This is a genomic window from Rhizobium sp. B230/85, from assembly GCF_019355735.1.
Taxonomy (GTDB): domain Bacteria; phylum Pseudomonadota; class Alphaproteobacteria; order Rhizobiales; family Rhizobiaceae; genus Rhizobium; species Rhizobium rhododendri.
Genome location: NZ_CP072156.1, coordinates 3,514,819 through 3,533,575, shown reverse-complemented (window position 1 = coordinate 3,533,575; position 18,757 = coordinate 3,514,819). Strand labels below are relative to the sequence as shown.

The following is an 18,757-nucleotide window of genomic DNA, read 5'->3' as shown; positions in this document are numbered from 1 at the left end:
CGATGGCGGCGGGCGACTTCCGGCTGACCGATGTGGTCCTCGACGATACGATCGGCCGCGCTAGCCCTGACGTCGAACACGAGCGCGCCGTTGCCATCTTCGACCTCGTCGAGGAAAATTTCTTCCAGCCCATCGGTCATGCCGGTGGGCCCTACAGCCTGAAACTGTCGTTGCTGGATTCCAAGCTGGTGCTGGATATCAGTGCCGAAGGCGAGCCCCAGGTTGCCACGCATATCCTGTCGCTGACGCCATTCCGGCGTATCGTCAAGGACTACTTCCTGGTCTGCGAGAGCTACTACGAGGCGATCCGGTCGGCGACGCCGAGCCGTATCGAGGCCATCGACATGGGTCGCCGCAGTATCCACAACGAAGGGTCGCAGACGCTGAGCGACCGCTTGAAAGGCAAGATCGACATCGACTTCAACACATCGCGACGGCTTTTCACGCTCGTCTGCGTTCTCTACTGGCGGGGTTAAGCGCCATGGAAACGCAGGATCGCTTTCCGACGCCAAGCCACACGCCCAAGGCCGTGCTGTTCATGTGCGGGATGAACTCGATCCGCTCGCCCATGGCGGAAGCCATCGCCCGTAGCATTCTGCCATCGGGCACCTATATCATGTCGGCTGGCGTTAGGGCCGGCGAGCGGAATGCCTTCGTGGATGCGGTGCTCGACGAAATAGGCCTCGATCTTGGTCGCCACCAGCCGCAAACGCTGGAGCAGCTGGAAGACGACTTCTTCGATCTGATCATCACGCTCTCGCCGGAAGCCCACCACACGGCGCTAGAACTGACGCGGTCGCAGGCGGTCGAGGTCATCTACTGGCCAACCTTCGATCCAACGGTTATATCCGGAACGCGCGAACAGATCGTCGAAGCCTATCGTGGCGTGCGCGACCATCTGTACGGGCTGATCGACAGCCGGCTGGCCCGGCGAAATGGAATTGCCGCGCAATCGGCATGAAACAAATGCAGAAAGCCTGATCAACGAGGTTCACAAGACCGCGTCGATTGTGTAGTTTCCGCGCAAATTTTCCGGCGGCATCAGCCCCGGCGTCAAACGACAGGAAGAACCGTCTTACATGCCTAAAGAAGAAGTCCTCGAATTTCCCGGTGTCGTGACCGAATTGCTGCCGAACGCAACGTTCCGCGTCAAGCTCGAAAACGAACACGAAATCATCGCCCACACGGCGGGCCGCATGCGCAAGAACCGTATCCGCGTTCTGGCTGGCGACAAGGTTCTGGTGGAAATGACTCCCTACGATCTGACCAAGGGCCGCATCACCTACCGCTTCAAGTAGTCCGGCGGGTTCTGACGCCGGCTCCCCCGTCTTCCCGCTGACGTCGAGGTTTTATGGCGCTGAAACATTCGTTGATACTGGCTTCCGGTTCGCCGCGCCGCGTTGATCTCCTGCACCAGGCGGGTATCGAACCCGCGCGCCTCATGCCGATGGATATCGACGAGACCCCGAAAAAGGCCGAGCATCCGCGCTCGCTGGCCCGTCGTCTCTCGGCCGAGAAGGGCGAGGCGGCCTATGCGGCGCTGAAGGGCGACGTCGCCTGGCAGGGCAGCTATCTTCTATCGGCCGACACCGTGGTTGCCGTCGGGCGGCGCATTTTGCCGAAGGCCGAATTCGTCGAGGAAGCATCGGCGGCGCTGCACCTGCTCTCGGGTCGGAGCCACACCGTCTATACCGGGATCTGCCTGATTACGCCGGATCGCAAGATGCGCCAGAAGGTCGTCGAGACGAAGGTCCGTTTCAAGCGGCTTTCCGGCAACGACATGGAATTTTATCTCGCCTCCGGTCAATGGCGCGGCAAGGCAGGCGCCTATGCCATTCAGGGGCTGGCTGGCGGTTTCGTCCAGAAACTGGTCGGCTCCTACACGAATGTCGTCGGGCTGCCGCTCTACGAGACCATGCTGCTGCTTTCAGGCGAGGGATTCGACGTTCACGCCCATTGGCAGGAAGGATGATCCATGTCGGAAAACGAGATTAAGCTCGGCGCCAAGGTCGAGCCCCTGCGCAAGCCGCGCGCCTGCGCCGAATGCGGCCGGCCCTCGATGCGCGAACATTATCCCTTCTGTTCGGACCGCTGCCGAGAGATGGACCTGTCGCGCTGGCTAAGCGGTTCCTATGCCATTCCGGTTGCCGACGACGAGACGAAGGCCGACTACGAGGACGAGGAATAGTCACAAACCTGTCGGAAACGAACGGCAAGGCATTGATGGCGTTCAACAATTGCCGATCTTGCATTTCCTGTCGAAAAAGTAGCGATTGATGCTGGACATGGCCGAACAAGATGTTATAACGCCCACGCTTCCGGGGAAAACCAAGCTCCCCAAGCCTTCAAGCGAGGCAAATCCTTCGGGATGAAGCAGGTATGCCCGGATAGCTCAGTTGGTAGAGCAGCGGATTGAAAATCCGCGTGTCGGTGGTTCAAATCCGCCTCCGGGCACCACTCTTATTTCGCAAAATCAATGTTTTGTGGTGCGTGTGCCTGATGTGGCTTCCGAAGCCAAAGGCGCGTAACCGGACGCCCAAGTCCCATAATTTGACACGCAGATTCGGGAAAACCGGTTTTCCGGCACCGGTCAAAATCTTACGGTGCGGATGGAAGAATTTGAAATGTGATTGAGACCGTTGCCGGTGATTGTCCGCAGAAAAAGCGCGGCCGATGCGGCGGGCGATGACACGACAGATCAATGATTGGTCTAAGTGTCAGTCGGACAATTAGATTTCCGTCAGAAGCCTAGATGCTTTAGCTTTTCCTCCAGTATTGGGTTAACGATTGCCGCGTTTGCGTATTCAGCACACCATTTGATGAAGCTTGGATGTCTTACTCGCATCTCGAATAGCTCGCGTAGAGTTAGATTGTAATAATACACGAATTGAATTGGACCAACCGTAGAGGTCGAATGAAATCTCGATGGCAACAATTTCGGCTTCTTGGTGATCACGATAAGCCCTCCATGTGCAACGTAAGGACCGTGGCTACCCACGCGGGATACCATATCGGTGTAGCCATGATCTGGCTGCACCCCAAGCCAAATACAGTTTCTATCGATCTCCCGTGCCACGAATTTGGATAAATGTGTTGGGATCGGAGCGCCGAGATCCGCTAGATGGCAGCCAAGGAGCTTTGCAAAATATCTAAAAAGATTGAGGTATTCCTCGCTCTCCCTAATCTTATCTAGATATTCGTAGGCGCGTAGACATGCTATTTCCGCATGACTCTCGCTTCCGACAACGTGAGCGAACTGATCGTACGCGCGGTCTGACGCCTGCGTCAGCGTAGAGTTGCAGTGATGGCAAATCACGCTTCCAAATTTAAGATGTTTAGAATTCGGCCCTTGGGCATGAAGGCTTTGAAAGCCATCTTCTACCTCTCGGGCGACATACATGTTTTGCCGACCGTAGTGGCGACGGATATCAGAGGCTTTGAACTTATGCTCCCGAGTAAGATTGTCCTTTGATCCGCAAATCCAGCACTGTTCTTTGTCGTAGGCCGTAACGAAAATACCCATGTTTGATCTAAAGCGTTCGCTATCAATGCATTAAACACAACCCTAGCGATGAAACTCAGGGGGCAGCCGATTTGTTATTGCCTATCTTCAGATAGTTGTAGGTGTATAAATCTAAAGGTTTTTGGCCGCTCATGCCCACAGGTATAGAGAGGTCGTTTTTTGCGACACGGCTAGTCGCGGGGCAAGAGGCTATCGACTGCCGAGGGGCGATCTTGTAACCGTTCAAGTGCGGCCTGCTCGCGCTATCGTTTTCTCGGGTCTGTCAGTCTTGAACCTGCATTGTCCTTTGCAATAGCTTGGTTCAACACCTTCGTCACCTCGGTGCGAATGGATTTGAAATCGAATTTTCGACCTAGAAGCACACATATGTGGTGGGCAGGGTCAACAAGCTTAAATATTTTTCCCGAAGCCTCGTTCGCGAGCGTATGGTCGTCGACCATGGGTGCGGGAAAGAAATAGCCCACATCATTCTCCAGCAAGAACCGGTCCAAGTCCTCATCGAAGTGTTCGAATGCATTTCGAAGTTCACGGCTTTTCAGTGGCGAAAGATTATTCAATCCGAATGCCACGCGCAGCTTAGCGCCACGAGCATCTGAGAGAGTATTTCCCTTTTTTTTACTGGCCAAAAAAATCTTGACAACGCTGCGGAATAGGCAAGCCCCTCCTGTACCTCAGAGAATATGATAGCTGCTGATCGATTTTCTTTAACGGCTCCCTCGTACCCCTCAAACGCTATCGCAGCTTGACCTGCTGCATACATGATCGAGTGAAGGTAGAAAGCCTCGAAATACGGTAATATGCCGTCCCACTCCTCCACGACAATATTCATCCGCCTTTGCGATTCTTGTTTTTCCATATCACCACGCTCCTCTTGGCAGTGATACTTCCTCATCCATCAAACGCTTTCAAACTATTCCTACGTTTGGGCGGTCAGCATTGTTTAATAAGTCGACTGCCAAGGCTTGTATTCGGTAGTAGTCATCCCGGAAAATACCAACCGCCTGCAAAAGCGGTTGGAGACATGATAGGCTCTCAAAAGCTCTTGACTTAAAACAGCGCTGCCTAGCAAAGGCCGGGCTCTTCTTCCGATTCTAGACAAGTCCTTCGGTAAATAGTTCTCCGCCCTTCTTCGTCACCAGACCCTCACCAATTGTCAAGGCGAACGCGACTGCGGCTTAGCTAGTTCTGGATATTTCTGCGGATCGCGAACAGCATCGCGTCTTCTTTGGGTCGACCGCTAGCTCGGCGTATAGTGCCCGCAGGGTAGGACCCGGATGCCTTGTCTGTTATCATCGTCTCCTTGGGGTTAGACGATCTTTATAAACTACGTGACTTTAAAAGCGCAGGTCTCGCGCGGCTGCAAACACAAAGAACCGCCCGCAACTCTCGTCACGGGCGGCCTAACATCACACAAACTCATTCAAACCGATAGCTTACCGGCACTGCACCCGTGGTCCATTATTCGGCTGATACGTGTTGTCCGAAGCGCGGTATGTTCTGTAGCGGTTGGCGCAGGACTGGGCGTGGGAGCTGCCGTTCGAGCGGGAGCCGGCAACGATGCCGCCGATGATTGCGCCGGCTGCTAGGCCGCCGATGATTGCACCCGTATTGTTGTGGCGACGATAGCCGCGGTCATAGTGGCGATCGTGGCCGCGTCCGCGATAGTAATTGCGCCGATCGCCGTTTCGGCGTCCATGGTGCCTGTACTCGCTGTATTGCACGTTCACGACATCCGAATTCTGGATCGTGGCTACCGGCGCAGCGGATACGGGGAATGCTTCGGCAGGCGTGATGGCGGTGAATGCCGTCATCAGCGACACCGCGATAATTGCTAGTCTTTTCATGTTCTCGCTCCTTTTGTGAGACGAATATGGCGCTTCTTCTAATGAAATCCAGAGTTGTTCGCGTTTTCGTGATCCTCGGCCGGTGCCGCCAGTGGCAGGACCTGTGGCTGGACCAGTGGCTGGAATTGTGCCGTCGTTGACACCATGTACAGCGCTCCCATAAAAGCATTATCGATCGACGACGGTCGGTTGGAGGCTTGTCGCACCGCCGCTTCCTGCGGCATCTGCTGAAAGCCGGCCCTGATCATCCAAAGAGGTTCTCCATGCATACCTATCCCGACGTCAAACTCTTCATCGATGGCGAATGGCGCGATGCGCTTTCGAAGAAGACGATCCCTGTCAGCGACCCCGCGACCGGCCAGACCATCGGGCAGATCGCCTATGCGGAGCGGGGCGATCTGGATCTTGCGCTGGCTGCGGCCGACAAGGGCTTCAAGGTCTGGCGCGATACGTCCGCCTTCGAGCGCTCGAAGATCATGCGTCGTGCGGCCGATCTCCTGCGCGAGCGCAAGGACATGATCGCCTGGGTGATGACGCGTGAACAGGGCAAGCCGTTGGCGCAGTCGCTGGCGGAAACGCTCGGGGCTGCCGATACCATCGACTGGTTTGCCGAAGAGGCGCGCCGCACTTATGGCCAGATCATCCCGGCGCGCCACACCGGCGTGCTGCAGATGACGATCAAGCAGCCAGTCGGCCCTGTCGCGGCCTTCACGCCCTGGAATTTCCCCATCAACCAGATCGTCCGTAAACTGTCGGCAGCGGTTGCGACCGGTTGCTCGATCATCATCAAGGCGCCCGAGGAGACGCCGGCGTCGCCGGCCGAGTTGATTCGCGCCTTTGCCGACGCGGGCATGCCGGCCGGGGTCGTCAACCTCGTCTATGGCGTGCCGGCGGAGATCTCCGAATATCTCATCCCGCACCCCGTCATCCGCAAGATCTCGTTTACCGGCTCCACCCCCATCGGCAAGCAGCTGGCCTCGCTTGCCGGCCTGCACATGAAGCGGGCGACGATGGAACTCGGCGGGCACGCGCCGGCAATCGTCTTCGATGACTCCGATATCGCCAAGGCCATCGAAGTGTCGTCGCTGGCGAAGTTCCGCAATGCCGGCCAGGTCTGCGTCGCGCCGACGCGCTTCCTCGTGCAGAACGGCGTCATGGACCAGTTCACCGATGGGTTTGTCGCGGCCGCCAAGGCCATCAAGGTCGGCAACGGGCTCGAGGCAGACGTGCAGATGGGGCCGCTGGCCAACGAGCGCCGGATCCCGGCGCTGGAAGCGCTGATCAACGATGCCGTGTCGCAGGGCGCGACGCTGCGCACCGGCGGCCGCAGGATCGGCAACGAAGGCAATTTCTTCGAGCCGACCGTCATCACCGACGTGCCCACCCATGCGCGCATCATGAACGAGGAGCCCTTCGGTCCCGTCGCCATCATCAATCGTTTCGCGACTGTCGACGATGCGATCACTGAGGCAAACCGCCTGCCGTTCGGGCTTGCCTCGTATGCTTTCACCACGTCAGTCAACACGGCGCATGCGCTGGGACAGCGGATGGAAGCAGGCATGCTGACCATCAACCACAACGGTCTCTCTATTCCAGAAGTACCGTTCGGCGGCATGAAGGATTCCGGCTACGGCACGGAAGGCGGCTCAGAGGCGGTGGATTCCTATCTGGAAACGCGCCTCATCTCCCAGATGAACGCCTGATAACAAACAGGCTCTGTGGAAAAAATCGGACGGCATGTGGCAATTTTGCCGTCCTCTATCGGTGCCACTCGCATTGATTGTTATGAAATCAATGGCTTGGTACCGGTTTTATGGCGCATATCGCTTGAATACCACACACTCGCGTTCGCCACTTCAGGTATATTCGCATTCAATATTGCGCAACCCTGAGCATCTTTATCATTAAATCGGTGACTTGGGATTGCCTCGGATATTGCTGCATTGCCGAATCAAGCGTAGCATTTGATTCACGGTCACATTTCACTTTCATAGAAACGTCACCGAAATATGAATACAGCGGATTGTTATCCAGCTGATCAGGCGTATTTGCAATAGCAACCTCGATGAGGCGCCATGTACAACACGGATGTACTATTCAACACCTTCGCCCGTTCCTTTGAAGCGCGGCGCGAAGTCGAGATGTCTTTCTCTGAATACCTGGAAGCCTGCAAGGGCGAACCACTGATGTATGCCAATGCGGCAGAGCGACTACTTGCCGCGATGGGTGAGCCACAGTTTGTAGACACGTCGAGGGACTCCCGCCTTGGACGTATCTTTCTCAACAGGACCATCCGGACCTATCCCGCCTTCGAGGGCTTCTACGGGATGGAAGAGACGATCGAGCGAATCGTCGCCTTCTTCCGCCATGCGGCGCAGGGGTTGGAAGAGCGCAAGCAGATCCTATACCTGCTCGGCCCTGTCGGTGGCGGCAAGTCGTCGCTGGCCGAACGGTTGAAGGCGCTGATGGAGGTCCATCCGATTTACGTGCTGAAGGCCGGCAACGAACTCAGCCCAGTTTTCGAAAGCCCGCTCAGCCTGTTCGATCCGGCCGCGATGGGCGACATGCTGCAGGAGCGCTACGGTATTCCGAAGCGAAGGCTGACAGGGCTGATGAGCCCCTGGTGCCTGAAGCGGCTGGAAGAATTCGGCGGCGATATCTCGCGCTTCAAGGTGGTGAAGATGCAGCCGTCGCGGCTCCGCCAGATCGCCATCGCCAAGACCGAGCCCGGCGACGAGAACAACCAGGATATCTCCTCGCTGGTCGGCAAGGTCGATATCCGCAAGCTCGAGAGCCTCGCCCAGAGCGATGCCGACGCCTACAGCTATTCCGGCGGTCTCAACCGCGCCAACCAGGGCGTGCTTGAATTTGTTGAAATGTTCAAGGCGCCGATCAAGATGCTGCATCCGCTGCTGACGGCGACGCAGGAGGGCAATTACATCGGCACCGAGAATATCGGCGCCATCCCGTTCTCAGGCGTCATTCTGGCCCACTCCAACGAGGCGGAGTGGCAGACCTTCAAGGCCAACAAGAACAACGAGGCCTTCATCGATCGTATCTGCGTCGTCAAGGTGCCCTATTGCCTGCGGGTGACGGAAGAGCAGAAGATCTACGAGAAGCTGATCGAGGAGTCCGAGCTTAGCCAGGCGCCGTGCGCGCCGTCGACGCTGGAAACCCTGGCGCGCTTCACGGTTCTGTCGCGGCTGACGCGGCATGAAAACTCGACGCCGTTTTCCAAGCTTCGCGTCTACGATGGCGAGAGCGTCAAGGAAACGGACCCCCGGGCCCGCAGCGTGCAGGAATATCGCGACACAGCCGGCGTCGACGAGGGCATGGACGGCGTCTCGACGCGCTTTGCCTTCAAGGTTCTGGCTGCGACCTTCAACCACGACACGACAGAGATCGCGGCCGATCCGGTGCATCTGATGTATGTCATCGAACAGTCGATCCGGCGGGAGCAACTGCCGGCCGAGATCGAGAAGCAGTATATGGAGTATATCAAGGGGGAACTGGCGCCGCGCTACGCGGAATTCATCGGCCACGAGATCCAGAAGGCCTATCTCGAATCCTATGGCGACTACGGCCAGAACCTTTTCGACCGCTATGTGGACTATGCCGATGCCTGGATCGAGGATGTCGATTTCAAGGATCCGGATACCGGCCAGATGCTGGATAGGGACCTGCTCAACCAGGAACTGACCAAGATCGAAAAGCCGGCAGGAATTGCCAACCCGAAAGACTTCCGCAACGAGGTGGTAAAATTCTGCCTGCGGTCGCGAGCGAGCAACGGCGGCAAGAATCCATCCTGGACGAGTTACGAGAAAATCCGCGAAGTCATCGAAAAGCGGATGTTCAGCCAGGTGGAAGACCTGTTGCCGGTGATTTCCTTCGGCTCGAAGAAGGACGGCGACACGGAGAAGAAGCATGGGCAATTCGTCGAGCGCATGACTTCGCGCGGCTATACGGAGCGCCAGGTTCGCCGGTTGGTAGAGTGGTACATGCGCGTCAAACAGGCAGGCTAGACTAGTCCCAACACAGGAGTAGGAATGCACATTGTTGACCGGCGCCTGAATCCAGGCGGCAAGAGTCTCGAAAATCGCCAGCGCTTCCTGCGACGAGCAAAGGCGCTGGTACAGAAGGCGGTCTACGAGACCTCGCAAAGCCGCGGTATTCAAGACGTTCTCAAAGGCGGCGAGATCAGCATTCCCCTTGGGGGTACTGAGGAGCCGCACTTCCGGAAAGGCCCGGCCGGCATCCACGAACACATCCTGCCGGGCAATAAGACCTTCATCGAAGGCGATATTCTCTCCCGCCCGCCGGGCGGAAAAGGCAAGCCGCGCGACGGTGGCGATGGCAACGGCGAGGATGCCTTTCGCTTCGTGCTGACCCGCGACGAGTTCCTCGACATCTTCCTCGACGACCTCGAGCTTCCGGATCTGGCCAAGAAAAAGCTCGCCACATCCGAACAGCCAAACCCGGTGCGGGCAGGCTATTCCGTAAACGGCTCTCCCTCCAATCTCGCCATCAACCGGACCATGAAGCGGGCCATGATGCGCCGCGTTGCGCTCAACCGGCCGAAGGCGGAGGCGGTGGCCATGCTGCACGCCGAGATCGCCGATTGTGTCGACGAAGATCAGCGGCTGGCACTGGAGGCTGAAGTGTCGGCGCTGGAATCACGGGTGCGGCGCATTCCGTATATCGATCCGATCGACATTCGCTACCGGCGTTTCGAAAACGAGCCGAGGCCGGTCGCCCAGGCGGTGATGTTCTGCCTGATGGACGTCTCCGGCTCGATGTCCGAGCACATGAAGGATCTCGCCAAGCGCTTCTACATGCTGCTCTATATCTTCCTGACGAGGCAGTACAAGCGCGTCGAGATCGTCTTCATCCGCCATACCGATACGGCCGAGGAGGTCGACGAGGAGACATTCTTCCGCAGCCCCGCCACGGGCGGTACGCAGGTATCGAGCGCGCTGGATGCGATGCGACGGATCATGACCGAGCGTTTTCCACCTTCCGACTGGAACATCTATGCCGCACAGGCGTCCGATGGCGACAACGCCTACTCCGACAGCACGACGACAGCAGCTCTCATGCAGGACTGGATTCTGCCGGCGACGCAATATTTCGCCTATCTCGAAGTCGGCGAAGGACGCAGCGGCGCCATTTCGTCCGGCTCGGCGGTCTGGCAGCTCTATGAGCGGATTTCGGCCGGCTGGCCGGTGCTATCGATGCGCAAAGTCAGCGACCGCAGCCAGATCTATCCGGTATTCCATGATCTCTTTCAACGCCGCGCTGCGGAGACAAGGGCTGGCTGATAATGGCAAAGGCAATGAAGCGTCTCTACGACGGTGCCGACTGGGATTTCGCCGCGTTGCAGCGCATCCACGATGCCTGCCAGGACATCGCCGTCAACGAGCTTGGGCTGGATGTCTATCCTAACCAGATCGAGATCATCACCGCCGAGCAGATGCTCGATGTCTATTCCTCGATCGGCATGCCGCTGTTCTACAAGCACTGGTCGTTCGGCAAGCATTTCGCCCATCACGAGGCATTTTATCGCAAGGGCCTGCGTGGGCTGGCCTACGAGATCGTCATCAACAGCTCCCCTTGCATTTCATACCTGATGGAGGAGAACACCGCGACGATGCAGGCGCTGGTGATTGCGCATGCCGCCTTCGGCCACAACCATTTCTTCAAGAACAACTACCTGTTCAAGCTGTGGACAGACGCCGACGGCATCCTCGATTACCTGAATTTCGCCAAGGGCTATATTGCCAATTGCGAGGAACGCTACGGGCATGCGGCCGTGGAGCGGACGCTAGATTCCGCCCATGCGCTGATGTCGCACGGCGTGCACCGCTATGCCGGCAAGAAGAAGCTCGACCTGCGGATGGAGGAAGTCCGGCTGCAGGAGCGGCGGGCGCATGACGAAAGCATCTTCAACGATCTCTGGCGCACCGTGCCGACCAAGGCCGGCAAGAGCGCACCGGATCTCAGCCTCGAACGCCGGCAGGCAATCACCGGGCTGCCGCAGGAAAATATCCTCTATTTCCTCGAAAAGACAGCGCCCCGCCTGCAGCCGTGGCAACGGGAAATCCTGCGTATAGTCCGCCATGTAGCTCAGTATTTCTACCCGCAGGGTCAGACGAAGGTCATGAACGAGGGCACGGCCACCTATGTGCACTATGAGATCATGACACGCCTGCACGAGCGCGGCGGTATCGGCGACGGTGATTTTCTTGAGTTTCTGAAATCCCACACCAATGTGGTGTTCCAGCCGCAGTTCGATGACCAGCGTTATTCCGGCCTCAATCCCTATGCCATCGGCTTTGCGATGATGCAGGACATCGAACGTATCGTCACCAAGCCGGAGCAGGAGGATCGCGAATGGTTCCCGGAGATTGCCGGAACCGGCGATGCCATGGCGGTCCTGCGCGATCTCTGGGCCAACTATCGCGACGAGAGCTTCATTGCCCAGTTTCTCAGCCCCAACCTTATGCGCAAGCTGCGGCTGTTCCACCTGACCGACGATCCGGCTGAGGAGGAGGGAATGCGGGTGGCTGCAATCCACGACGAGCGCGGCTATCGGCGCGTCCGCCGCGAACTGTCTCGGCAGTACGATATCGGCTGGATCGATCCGCATATCGAGGTGGTGGATGTAGACTTGCCCGGCGACCGACGGCTGATCCTGCGGCACACCGTTATGAACGGCAGTCTGCTGGAGGAGGGCGACACCCGGAAGGTGCTGCAGCATCTGGCGGATCTCTGGAGCTACGATGTCGTGCTGCAGGAGATCGACAGGGCGGGTATCGTGCTGAAGGATCACCTGGTCAGTCCCCGCAAGGTTGCCGTGGCAGCCTGAATACCCTGAAGATCCGCCTAGTCCGTGGCTATTCTTCGCACATGGCCGCTGACCTGCTGGCCGTCTTCAGGTTTCAGCTGCAGGAAGCCGGGCAGGCCAAGCAGCGGAATGATAGCCATGACCAGAAAGACGATATGAAAGCTGCCGAGCGTCAGGGCGCCACTGCCCGCTGTGACGAGACCGAGCAGCATGGCGGCGATCGATACGCCGAAGCTGACGCTCAGCTGCTGCAGCACGCCCCCGAGGCTCGTGGCGCTGCTGAGCTGCGCTGCCGGCGTGTCCGAGTAGGAGAGCGTGTTCGACGTCATAAACTGTGCGGCTCGCGTAAGGCCGAAGACAAACACCCAGACGATAATCAGCCAATAGGGTGTCTGAGGCGTCATCAGTGAAAAGCCTGCGACTGTCAGCGAGCCGGCGACGGCGCTCCACGTCAGCACCCGGTCGAAGCCGAAAGCCCGCAGCAGCCGTTGCGAGATCGGCCGGACCACGAGTGCGCTGAAGGCGCTGGCAAAGGTCAGCGAGCCCGAGACGATGGGGCTGACGCCAAAGCCGATCTGCAGCATCAGCGGCAGCAGAAAGGGCACGCCGTTCAATCCGACACGACAGAGGCCTCCGGCAAGCGTCCCGACACGAAAGGTGCGCAGCCGAAACAGGGTCAGGTCGACGGCCGGCGCCGGCACGGCTCGCGCATATCGAACGAAAAAGACGAGCAGCAGCAATGCGGCGAAAAGGACGGCAACGATGGCCGGGACGGGAATGGCCGGCCGGCCGATATTTTCGATGCCGTATTGCAGCAGCACCAGTCCGGAGCCGACCATCAGGAAGCCCGGAACGTCGAACCGTTTTGACGTGTCGGCGCGGGTATCCTCGACGTAACGCAGTGCCATGACGATGCCGACGATACCGAAGGGCACGTTGACGTAAAAGATCCATCGCCAGGATAGATAGGTCGTCAGGACGCCGCCGAGGATGGGGCCGACCAATGGCCCGAGGATGGCTGGCAAGGTCATGTAGGTCATGGCGGTCACGAGCTGGCTGCGCGGAAAGCTGCGAATGAGGATGAGCCGGCCGACTGGCGTCATCATTGCCCCGCCGAAGCCCTGCAAGGCACGCGTCGCGATCAGCATCGGGAAATTCACTGCGAGCCCGCAGAGTACCGAGCCGATGGTGAAGATCAGCAGTGACAGCGCAAAGATGCGGCGCGCACCGAATCGATCTGCGAACCAGCCGCTGACCGGAATGAACATCGCAAGCGTCAGTATATAGGCCGTGACCGCAAGGTTCATGGCGAGTGGCGTCACGGCAAGACTGTGGGACATGGCGGGAATAGCTGTGACGATGATCGTCGAATCCAGCTGCTCCATCAGGAAGGCGACGGCAACGACGGCCGGGATGATGAAGCGCAGTCGCGGATCGCGCTCGGTGGCGAAACCTGGGTCCGAGGGGGCGTTTTCAGTCTGTGTCATGCTGTTGATTCAGGCTTTCCGTCGCGGCTTGGCTCCGCATTTTCGGCGTCGGCGATGATGCACAAGGAGGAAGGGTGAATATCACCACTGCGCGCACGCGGGGCAAGTAAAACCCTGCAACGCAGGGGCGCGACCGATCAACTCTTGGCGAGCACTTCGTTTGCCGTAAAATTGCCCCAGCATAGCGAGAAATACGGTCTGTCGGGCTCTTCATAAGCGAGTTGGGGAGGCTGATTGCAGGATCTGTTTCCTGTAGCCTGAGCACTCATCTCGATAGTCGGAGACATTTCGCATCCCAAGGTTGTTAATCGTTATCCGCGAAGTGCAACTGTAAACATCGTTGATTATTTGTGAATTGCTATTATTATTAAATACTTAATATAAGCGTTAAAAGATACTAAGTTCGTCTGACTGGGATGTAGAAGCAGTGCCCATGCTCTGGTTTTTGATTTCTTGCAACTAAGGGAATTTTGGAATGGAACGCATTCAAATAAAATCGCGCCTCATTACGGCTGTTGCGTACGATCTGAAATCGTCGCGCATGGAAATCGAGTTTCACAATGGCAAAGTTGAGCCCTACAGCAACGTGCCGGAACAGATTTACCGCAATCTGATCTCGGCCGATTCTCCGGGCTCCTACTATCGCCACCACATACGCGAATCCAAACCTTATGTGAGTGTGAGATAAGCAGTAGACCTGCTGGCGTTGTTTCCAATGCTGCTTGGGTAACGCATAAAAAAGGGGGCATAGCGCCAAGCTATGCCCCCTTTTTTTGATTGCTGACGACGATCAGTGTTGATCGTTGGTCTGGTTCGGCCGTCCGATGCTCGAATATTCGAAGCCGTGCTTTGTGATTTCGTCGCGGCGGTAGATATTCCTGAGGTCGACGAGCACAGGTGCGGCCATGACCCGCTTCAGGCGCGCAAAATCGAGTGCGCGGAACTGGTTCCATTCGGTGACGATGACGAGAGCGTCTGCGCCCTCGGCGGCCGTGTAGGCATCGGCTGCGAACGTCATGCCCTCGATCAGGCCGCGTGCGTTGTCCATGCCCTCGGGATCGTAACCGACCACCTTGGCGCCGGCATCCTGCAAGGTCTGGATGATCGAGATCGCAGGGCTGTCGCGCATGTCGTCGGTGTTCGGCTTGAAGGTCAGACCGAGGACCGCGACGCTCTTGCCGCGAACGTCGCCACCAACAGCCGCGATCACCTTGCGACCCATGGCGCGCTTGCGGTTATCGTTGATCGAGATGGTCGTTTCGATGAGGCGCACCGGGCTGTCGTGATCCTGGGCGGTCTTTGCCAGAGCCAGCGTATCCTTCGGAAAGCACGAGCCGCCATAGCCTGGGCCCGCGTGCAGGAATTTGGCGCCGATACGGCCATCGAGCCCGATGCCGCGGGAGACTTCCTGGACATTGGCGCCGACTTTTTCGCAGAGATCGGCCATCTCGTTGATGAAGGTAATCTTCATGGCGAGAAAGGCGTTTGCGGCGTATTTGATCAGTTCCGACGTGCGGCGCGAGGTGAACAGCAGCGGCGCCTGGTTGAGGTAGAGCGGCCGGTAGACTTCGGTCATCACGGCCCGGGCACGATCGTCGTCGAGGCCGATGACGATGCGGTCCGGCCGCTTGAAGTCCTCGATGGCGGCGCCTTCGCGCAGGAATTCGGGGTTGGACACGACGGCGATGTCTGCGTCCGGGTTGGTGTCGCGCATGATCCGCTCCACTTCATCGCCGGTGCCGACAGGAACAGTCGACTTGGTGACGATGACGGTGAAGCCCTTGACGTGGGTGGCGATTTCGCGGGCGGCTGCATAGACGTAGGACAGGTCGGCATGACCATCGCCACGGCGCGACGGGGTGCCGACGGCGATGAAGACGACATCGCTGGCGGCGACGCTTTCTGCCACTTCCGTCGAAAACGACAGGCGGCCGGAGCGGACATTTTCCGCCACGAGACTTTCGAGCCCCGGCTCGAAGATCGGGATCTCGCCGGCCCGCAAGGCTGCAATCTTCTTCTCGTCCTTGTCGACGCAGATGATGTCATGGCCGAAATCCGCAAAGCAGACGCCTGACACCAAACCCACATAACCAGACCCGATCATCGTGATACGCATCGATTTTCCTCTTTTTCAGACAACGCAAACGCGTTCTGTTGGTCGATTTGAAGTTGCTGACGTGGCCAGATTTCCGGCTCCTGCGTAATCGCTCAAGAAACAGATAAACTGATATGTCATCAGTTTCATGAATGATGCCAGAGCTTTACCGGCTGGCTTCAAGCCTGCTACCTCATCGAAATCCCCTACGGAATGAACGGTGAAACGAACATGTAGAACGATGCCATCTTAGTGCAATGGCAGTATGTTGCAACGCAGCAATTGCGTTGTCCTTGTTTGCACTCCGCTGCTGTACCAATTCGGTTCACTTGCGCGCGGTAATTTCGGGCAGCGGCAACCACTTGGACGTGTCGAAAAAATTGGCCGCGACGATGCGGTCGCCGGTGGGCCTGTCGATGTCGAGAATGAGGTTGAAACGGCGCGGATCGGCGAATTCGTGAGAGAATGCAATCCTTGCGCCGAAGCTCGACTGTGTGACGTTCTCGAGCCTTCCAATGCGGTCCGTGGCATCGCTGAGGTCGCTCCAGCCGACAGCCTGGACGATGGCGTGGACCAGGCCCTGGAATTTTGCCTGTAGCTCCTGCCCGGCGGGGGTCTCGGGCAGGATCGCCTTGACCCGGATACTGCTGACCTCGCCTTTCGGCGTGCCGCGGACGATGACGAAGAGCGAAGGTTGTTCTTCCGCTGCTGTCTCCGACACCGGCGTCTGGTAGCTGCATTCGAATGTCGAATTGTCGATGGCGCCCTGATGCCAAGGGCCGACGGGGAAGCCCGCTCGTGAGATTGCATTGCAGGCCTTCTCGCCGGCGATTTTCCAGCGGCGTAGGAAAAAGCTGGGCGCGGAATTCAGGTTGGTAAAAAGCCGCGTCGCGACCGGTTTTACCACTGCAGGCGGGCTTGGCGGTGGCGCAACCGGCCGCGGGCCTTGTTTGGCTTGCGGTAGCTTCTTCGGCGGCATAACGGTTTCATATCCGAGCCATCCGATATGGTAGCGGTAAGCCAGAAACCGCAAGTTCCGCCGGTCGTTGGCAAGCAGCGCGGTGGCGACGATGCCCGTCAGGATGAGGATCGCGGCCAGCCAGAAAACGATGCGGCTTTTCCGTCGCGGGGGTGAAACCGTCATTTCATGCTCTCTGCGAAATCACTGTCGAGACTCAAGCCGTGAAAGCATTGTTTTCGCGCAGCAGCAGTTCCCGACTGTCCGGAAGGGACGCTTTTACGCAACAGATGCATTCATGCCCTCTTTGTAGCCCACTGGCAATCGGGCTTGCCATGTCGGCAACGCAGCCCGTCTTAGGTGACCAGCGCCTTCAGGGCGCGAACCACCGCGCCGTCCGTACGTCGCTCGAGCGCAGGCGCAAAGCCGAGGGAGACAAGCCGCGGGTCGCTCGATGCTGCGCTGGAAGAACAGGAGGCGTGGATGTCGGTGATCTCCAATCTCGGGATCAAGGTGCTCACGGTTTGCGGATTGATGCCGGAGCCAGGCATGATGGATATCCGGCCGGCTGCGAGTGCTACCAGTGTTTCCAACGCCTCGATCCCATCAGGAGCCGTCACTTTTCCACCCGAGGTCAAAATCCGCTCGAAACCGAGATCGACTGCGATTTCGATGGCGTCGCGCCAGTCGGGCACGAGGTCGAAGGCACGATGCAGCGTCAGGCCGAGACCTTCGGCGTGGCGGACGAGTTTGTCGAGGCTTTCGCGATCCAGCCGGCCATCGGGCAGGGAGGCACCGAGTACGACGCCGGCCAATCCAGCGCTGCGTGCGATGTCGATATCGCCGTACATCACCTCCATGTCCTCCGCGGACCAGACGAAGTTGCCGGCGCGTGGACGTATCATGGCATAGCAAGGCAGTTGACGCTGGCCGGCTTCGCGCATCAGGCCGGCGCTCGGCGTCAGGCCGCCGATGGCAAGCGCACTGCACAGTTCGATGCGATCTGCACCGCCGTCGATGGCGGCTGCAAGGCCGGCGCTGTCCTCGATGCAGACCTCAAGCAACATGGCGGCGATCCTCGACATCTCGCAGTCCGAGAATGGCGGCGCCGATCAGGCCGGGCTCGATGCGGCACTGGCTACGCACTACGAGGGGGCGATCGAATTTCCGCAGGATGCGCTGGCGCACGGCGACATCCAGGCGCTCCAGCAGCGGCTCGACATTCGACAAACCGCCTGCCACGGGCACGATGGTTGCGCCGGTAATGTTGACGGTCAGGGCCAGGGGCGGCGCGACGAGATCGATGTAGACGTCGAGCGTTGCACTCGCCTTATCGTCGCCCCCGAGCCAAAGGCCGATGATTTCCTCGCTGGAAACACTGGTGCCATGGAGTAGCGCGTACAGGCGTTCCATGCCGCGCGCGCCACCGATGGTGTCGACGCATCCGGTTTGGCCGCAGCCGCAAGGGTAGGCGGGAATGGCGACAGGGGGTGTGCCGGCAAAGGCCGCAACGATCGGTCCGTGGCCCCATTCGCCGGCAAAGCCGCCGGATGCATTGACCAGCCGCCCGTCGGCGACCAGTCCACCACCGACCCCAGTGCCGAGGATGGCGCCGAAGACAATGCGGTGACCGCGACCCGCGCCGGAAAAGGCCTCGGCCATGGCAAAGCAATCGGCGTCGTTGGCGATCAGCACCGGATAGCCGAGCGCCGTCTCCAGGTCGCTGCCAAGCCTGCGACCGTGGAGGCAGGGAATATTGGCGCAGGTCAGCGTCTGAGTGTCCGGATCGACGACGCCGGCGATGGAGACGGCGATGCCATCAGGCTTTTCCGGGGCCTCGGCAATAATCTCGCGGAGCACCGTGACGAAGGCCTCGAAATCATGGCCGGGCGTAACCCGGCGCGGCAGCGTCGTGATATCGGATTGGGAGCGGGCAAAACCGCCCTTGATGGCGGACCCGCCGATGTCAAAAGAAACGATCATCCGTCACTCGCTATGGCATTGAG

Annotated in this window: 19 protein-coding genes and 1 tRNA gene; 11 read left to right on the top strand and 9 right to left on the bottom strand. The window is 58.6% G+C overall.

Annotation, left to right across the window (positions count from 1 at the left end; all coding sequences use genetic code 11):
* The first annotated feature begins 2 nt into the window (after positions 1 to 2).
* The 6 genes from J5289_RS16980 (at position 3) to J5289_RS16955 (ending at position 2,457) form a co-directional block, all read left to right on the top strand.
* Positions 3 to 476, top strand: coding sequence for a UPF0262 family protein (locus J5289_RS16980; protein WP_142830337.1), 474 nt, complete (start codon positions 3 to 5; stop codon positions 474 to 476).
* Positions 477 to 481: 5 nt separating this feature from the next.
* On the top strand, positions 482 to 961 hold the full coding sequence (locus J5289_RS16975; RefSeq protein WP_209184995.1) for a low molecular weight phosphatase family protein: 480 nt from the start codon (positions 482 to 484) through the stop codon (positions 959 to 961).
* Between the two features lie 118 nt (positions 962 to 1,079).
* On the top strand, positions 1,080 to 1,298 hold the full coding sequence (gene infA / locus J5289_RS16970) for a translation initiation factor IF-1 (RefSeq protein WP_004117876.1): 219 nt from the start codon (positions 1,080 to 1,082) through the stop codon (positions 1,296 to 1,298).
* A gap of 53 nt (positions 1,299 to 1,351) precedes the next feature.
* A complete protein-coding gene (locus tag J5289_RS16965; RefSeq protein WP_111218939.1) occupies positions 1,352 to 1,972 on the top strand; it encodes a Maf-like protein in 621 nt (206 codons plus the stop codon).
* A gap of 3 nt (positions 1,973 to 1,975) precedes the next feature.
* Positions 1,976 to 2,188 carry a DNA gyrase inhibitor YacG gene (gene yacG, locus J5289_RS16960; RefSeq protein ID WP_111218937.1) on the top strand — a complete coding sequence of 71 codons (213 nt, stop codon included), beginning with the start codon at positions 1,976 to 1,978 and terminating at the stop codon, positions 2,186 to 2,188.
* A 193-nt stretch (positions 2,189 to 2,381) separates the two neighbouring features.
* Positions 2,382 to 2,457, top strand: a tRNA-Phe gene (locus J5289_RS16955).
* Positions 2,458 to 2,740: 283 nt separating this feature from the next.
* Here J5289_RS16955 and J5289_RS16950 read toward each other — a convergent pair.
* The 4 genes from J5289_RS16950 to J5289_RS16935 form a co-directional block, all read right to left on the bottom strand.
* Positions 2,741 to 3,523: a hypothetical protein gene (locus J5289_RS16950; protein ID WP_209187588.1), complete on the bottom strand. Its 783-nt coding sequence runs from the start codon at positions 3,521 to 3,523 to the stop codon at positions 2,741 to 2,743.
* 553 nt (positions 3,524 to 4,076) lie between these two features.
* On the bottom strand, positions 4,077 to 4,379 hold the full coding sequence (locus J5289_RS16945) for a hypothetical protein (protein WP_209184994.1): 303 nt from the start codon (positions 4,377 to 4,379) through the stop codon (positions 4,077 to 4,079).
* A 577-nt stretch (positions 4,380 to 4,956) separates the two neighbouring features.
* A complete protein-coding gene (locus tag J5289_RS16940; protein WP_209184993.1) occupies positions 4,957 to 5,367 on the bottom strand; it encodes a BA14K family protein in 411 nt (136 codons plus the stop codon).
* Positions 5,368 to 5,405: 38 nt separating this feature from the next.
* Complete coding sequence (locus J5289_RS16935; protein WP_209184992.1) at positions 5,406 to 5,615, bottom strand: hypothetical protein; 210 nt, start codon at positions 5,613 to 5,615, stop codon at positions 5,406 to 5,408.
* Positions 5,616 to 5,630: 15 nt separating this feature from the next.
* Between J5289_RS16935 and J5289_RS16930 the strand changes: the two genes are divergently transcribed.
* From J5289_RS16930 to J5289_RS16915, 4 genes are all read left to right on the top strand, one after another.
* A complete protein-coding gene (locus J5289_RS16930; RefSeq protein ID WP_209184991.1) occupies positions 5,631 to 7,070 on the top strand; it encodes an NAD-dependent succinate-semialdehyde dehydrogenase in 1,440 nt (479 codons plus the stop codon).
* A gap of 372 nt (positions 7,071 to 7,442) precedes the next feature.
* Positions 7,443 to 9,389 (top strand): PrkA family serine protein kinase, encoded by a 1,947-nt coding sequence (locus tag J5289_RS16925; RefSeq protein ID WP_209184990.1) that lies wholly within the window; start codon positions 7,443 to 7,445, stop codon positions 9,387 to 9,389.
* Positions 9,390 to 9,413: 24 nt separating this feature from the next.
* A complete protein-coding gene (locus tag J5289_RS16920) occupies positions 9,414 to 10,685 on the top strand; it encodes a YeaH/YhbH family protein (RefSeq protein WP_209184989.1) in 1,272 nt (423 codons plus the stop codon).
* 2 nt (positions 10,686 to 10,687) lie between these two features.
* The gene (locus tag J5289_RS16915) at positions 10,688 to 12,232 is read left to right on the top strand and encodes a SpoVR family protein (RefSeq protein ID WP_142830352.1); all 1,545 of its coding nucleotides are present in this window, start codon (positions 10,688 to 10,690) and stop codon (positions 12,230 to 12,232) included.
* A 17-nt stretch (positions 12,233 to 12,249) separates the two neighbouring features.
* Here J5289_RS16915 and J5289_RS16910 read toward each other — a convergent pair whose 3' ends face one another.
* Positions 12,250 to 13,698: a DHA2 family efflux MFS transporter permease subunit gene (locus J5289_RS16910; RefSeq protein ID WP_209184988.1), complete on the bottom strand. Its 1,449-nt coding sequence runs from the start codon at positions 13,696 to 13,698 to the stop codon at positions 12,250 to 12,252.
* A gap of 475 nt (positions 13,699 to 14,173) precedes the next feature.
* Here J5289_RS16910 and J5289_RS16905 point away from each other — a divergent pair, with 475 nt between their 5' ends.
* Positions 14,174 to 14,386, top strand: a complete 213-nt coding sequence (locus J5289_RS16905; RefSeq protein ID WP_111218920.1) for a KTSC domain-containing protein — start codon at positions 14,174 to 14,176, stop codon at positions 14,384 to 14,386.
* A 102-nt stretch (positions 14,387 to 14,488) separates the two neighbouring features.
* Here the strand turns inward: J5289_RS16905 and J5289_RS16900 are convergent, their stop codons facing one another.
* From J5289_RS16900 to J5289_RS16885, 4 genes are all read right to left on the bottom strand, one after another.
* Positions 14,489 to 15,814 carry a UDP-glucose/GDP-mannose dehydrogenase family protein gene (locus J5289_RS16900; RefSeq protein WP_111218918.1) on the bottom strand — a complete coding sequence of 442 codons (1,326 nt, stop codon included), beginning with the start codon at positions 15,812 to 15,814 and terminating at the stop codon, positions 14,489 to 14,491.
* Between the two features lie 304 nt (positions 15,815 to 16,118).
* Positions 16,119 to 16,937: a DUF6030 family protein gene (locus J5289_RS16895; RefSeq protein WP_209184984.1), complete on the bottom strand. Its 819-nt coding sequence runs from the start codon at positions 16,935 to 16,937 to the stop codon at positions 16,119 to 16,121.
* Between the two features lie 170 nt (positions 16,938 to 17,107).
* Entirely contained in the window at positions 17,108 to 17,836 is a 729-nt protein-coding gene (locus J5289_RS16890; RefSeq protein WP_209184983.1) for a copper homeostasis protein CutC, read from the bottom strand.
* The gene (locus J5289_RS16885) at positions 17,808 to 18,734 is read right to left on the bottom strand and encodes an ROK family protein (protein WP_209184982.1); all 927 of its coding nucleotides are present in this window, start codon (positions 18,732 to 18,734) and stop codon (positions 17,808 to 17,810) included. The genes J5289_RS16890 and J5289_RS16885 overlap by 29 nt, the downstream gene beginning before the upstream one ends.
* Positions 18,735 to 18,757: the final 23 nt, after the last annotated feature.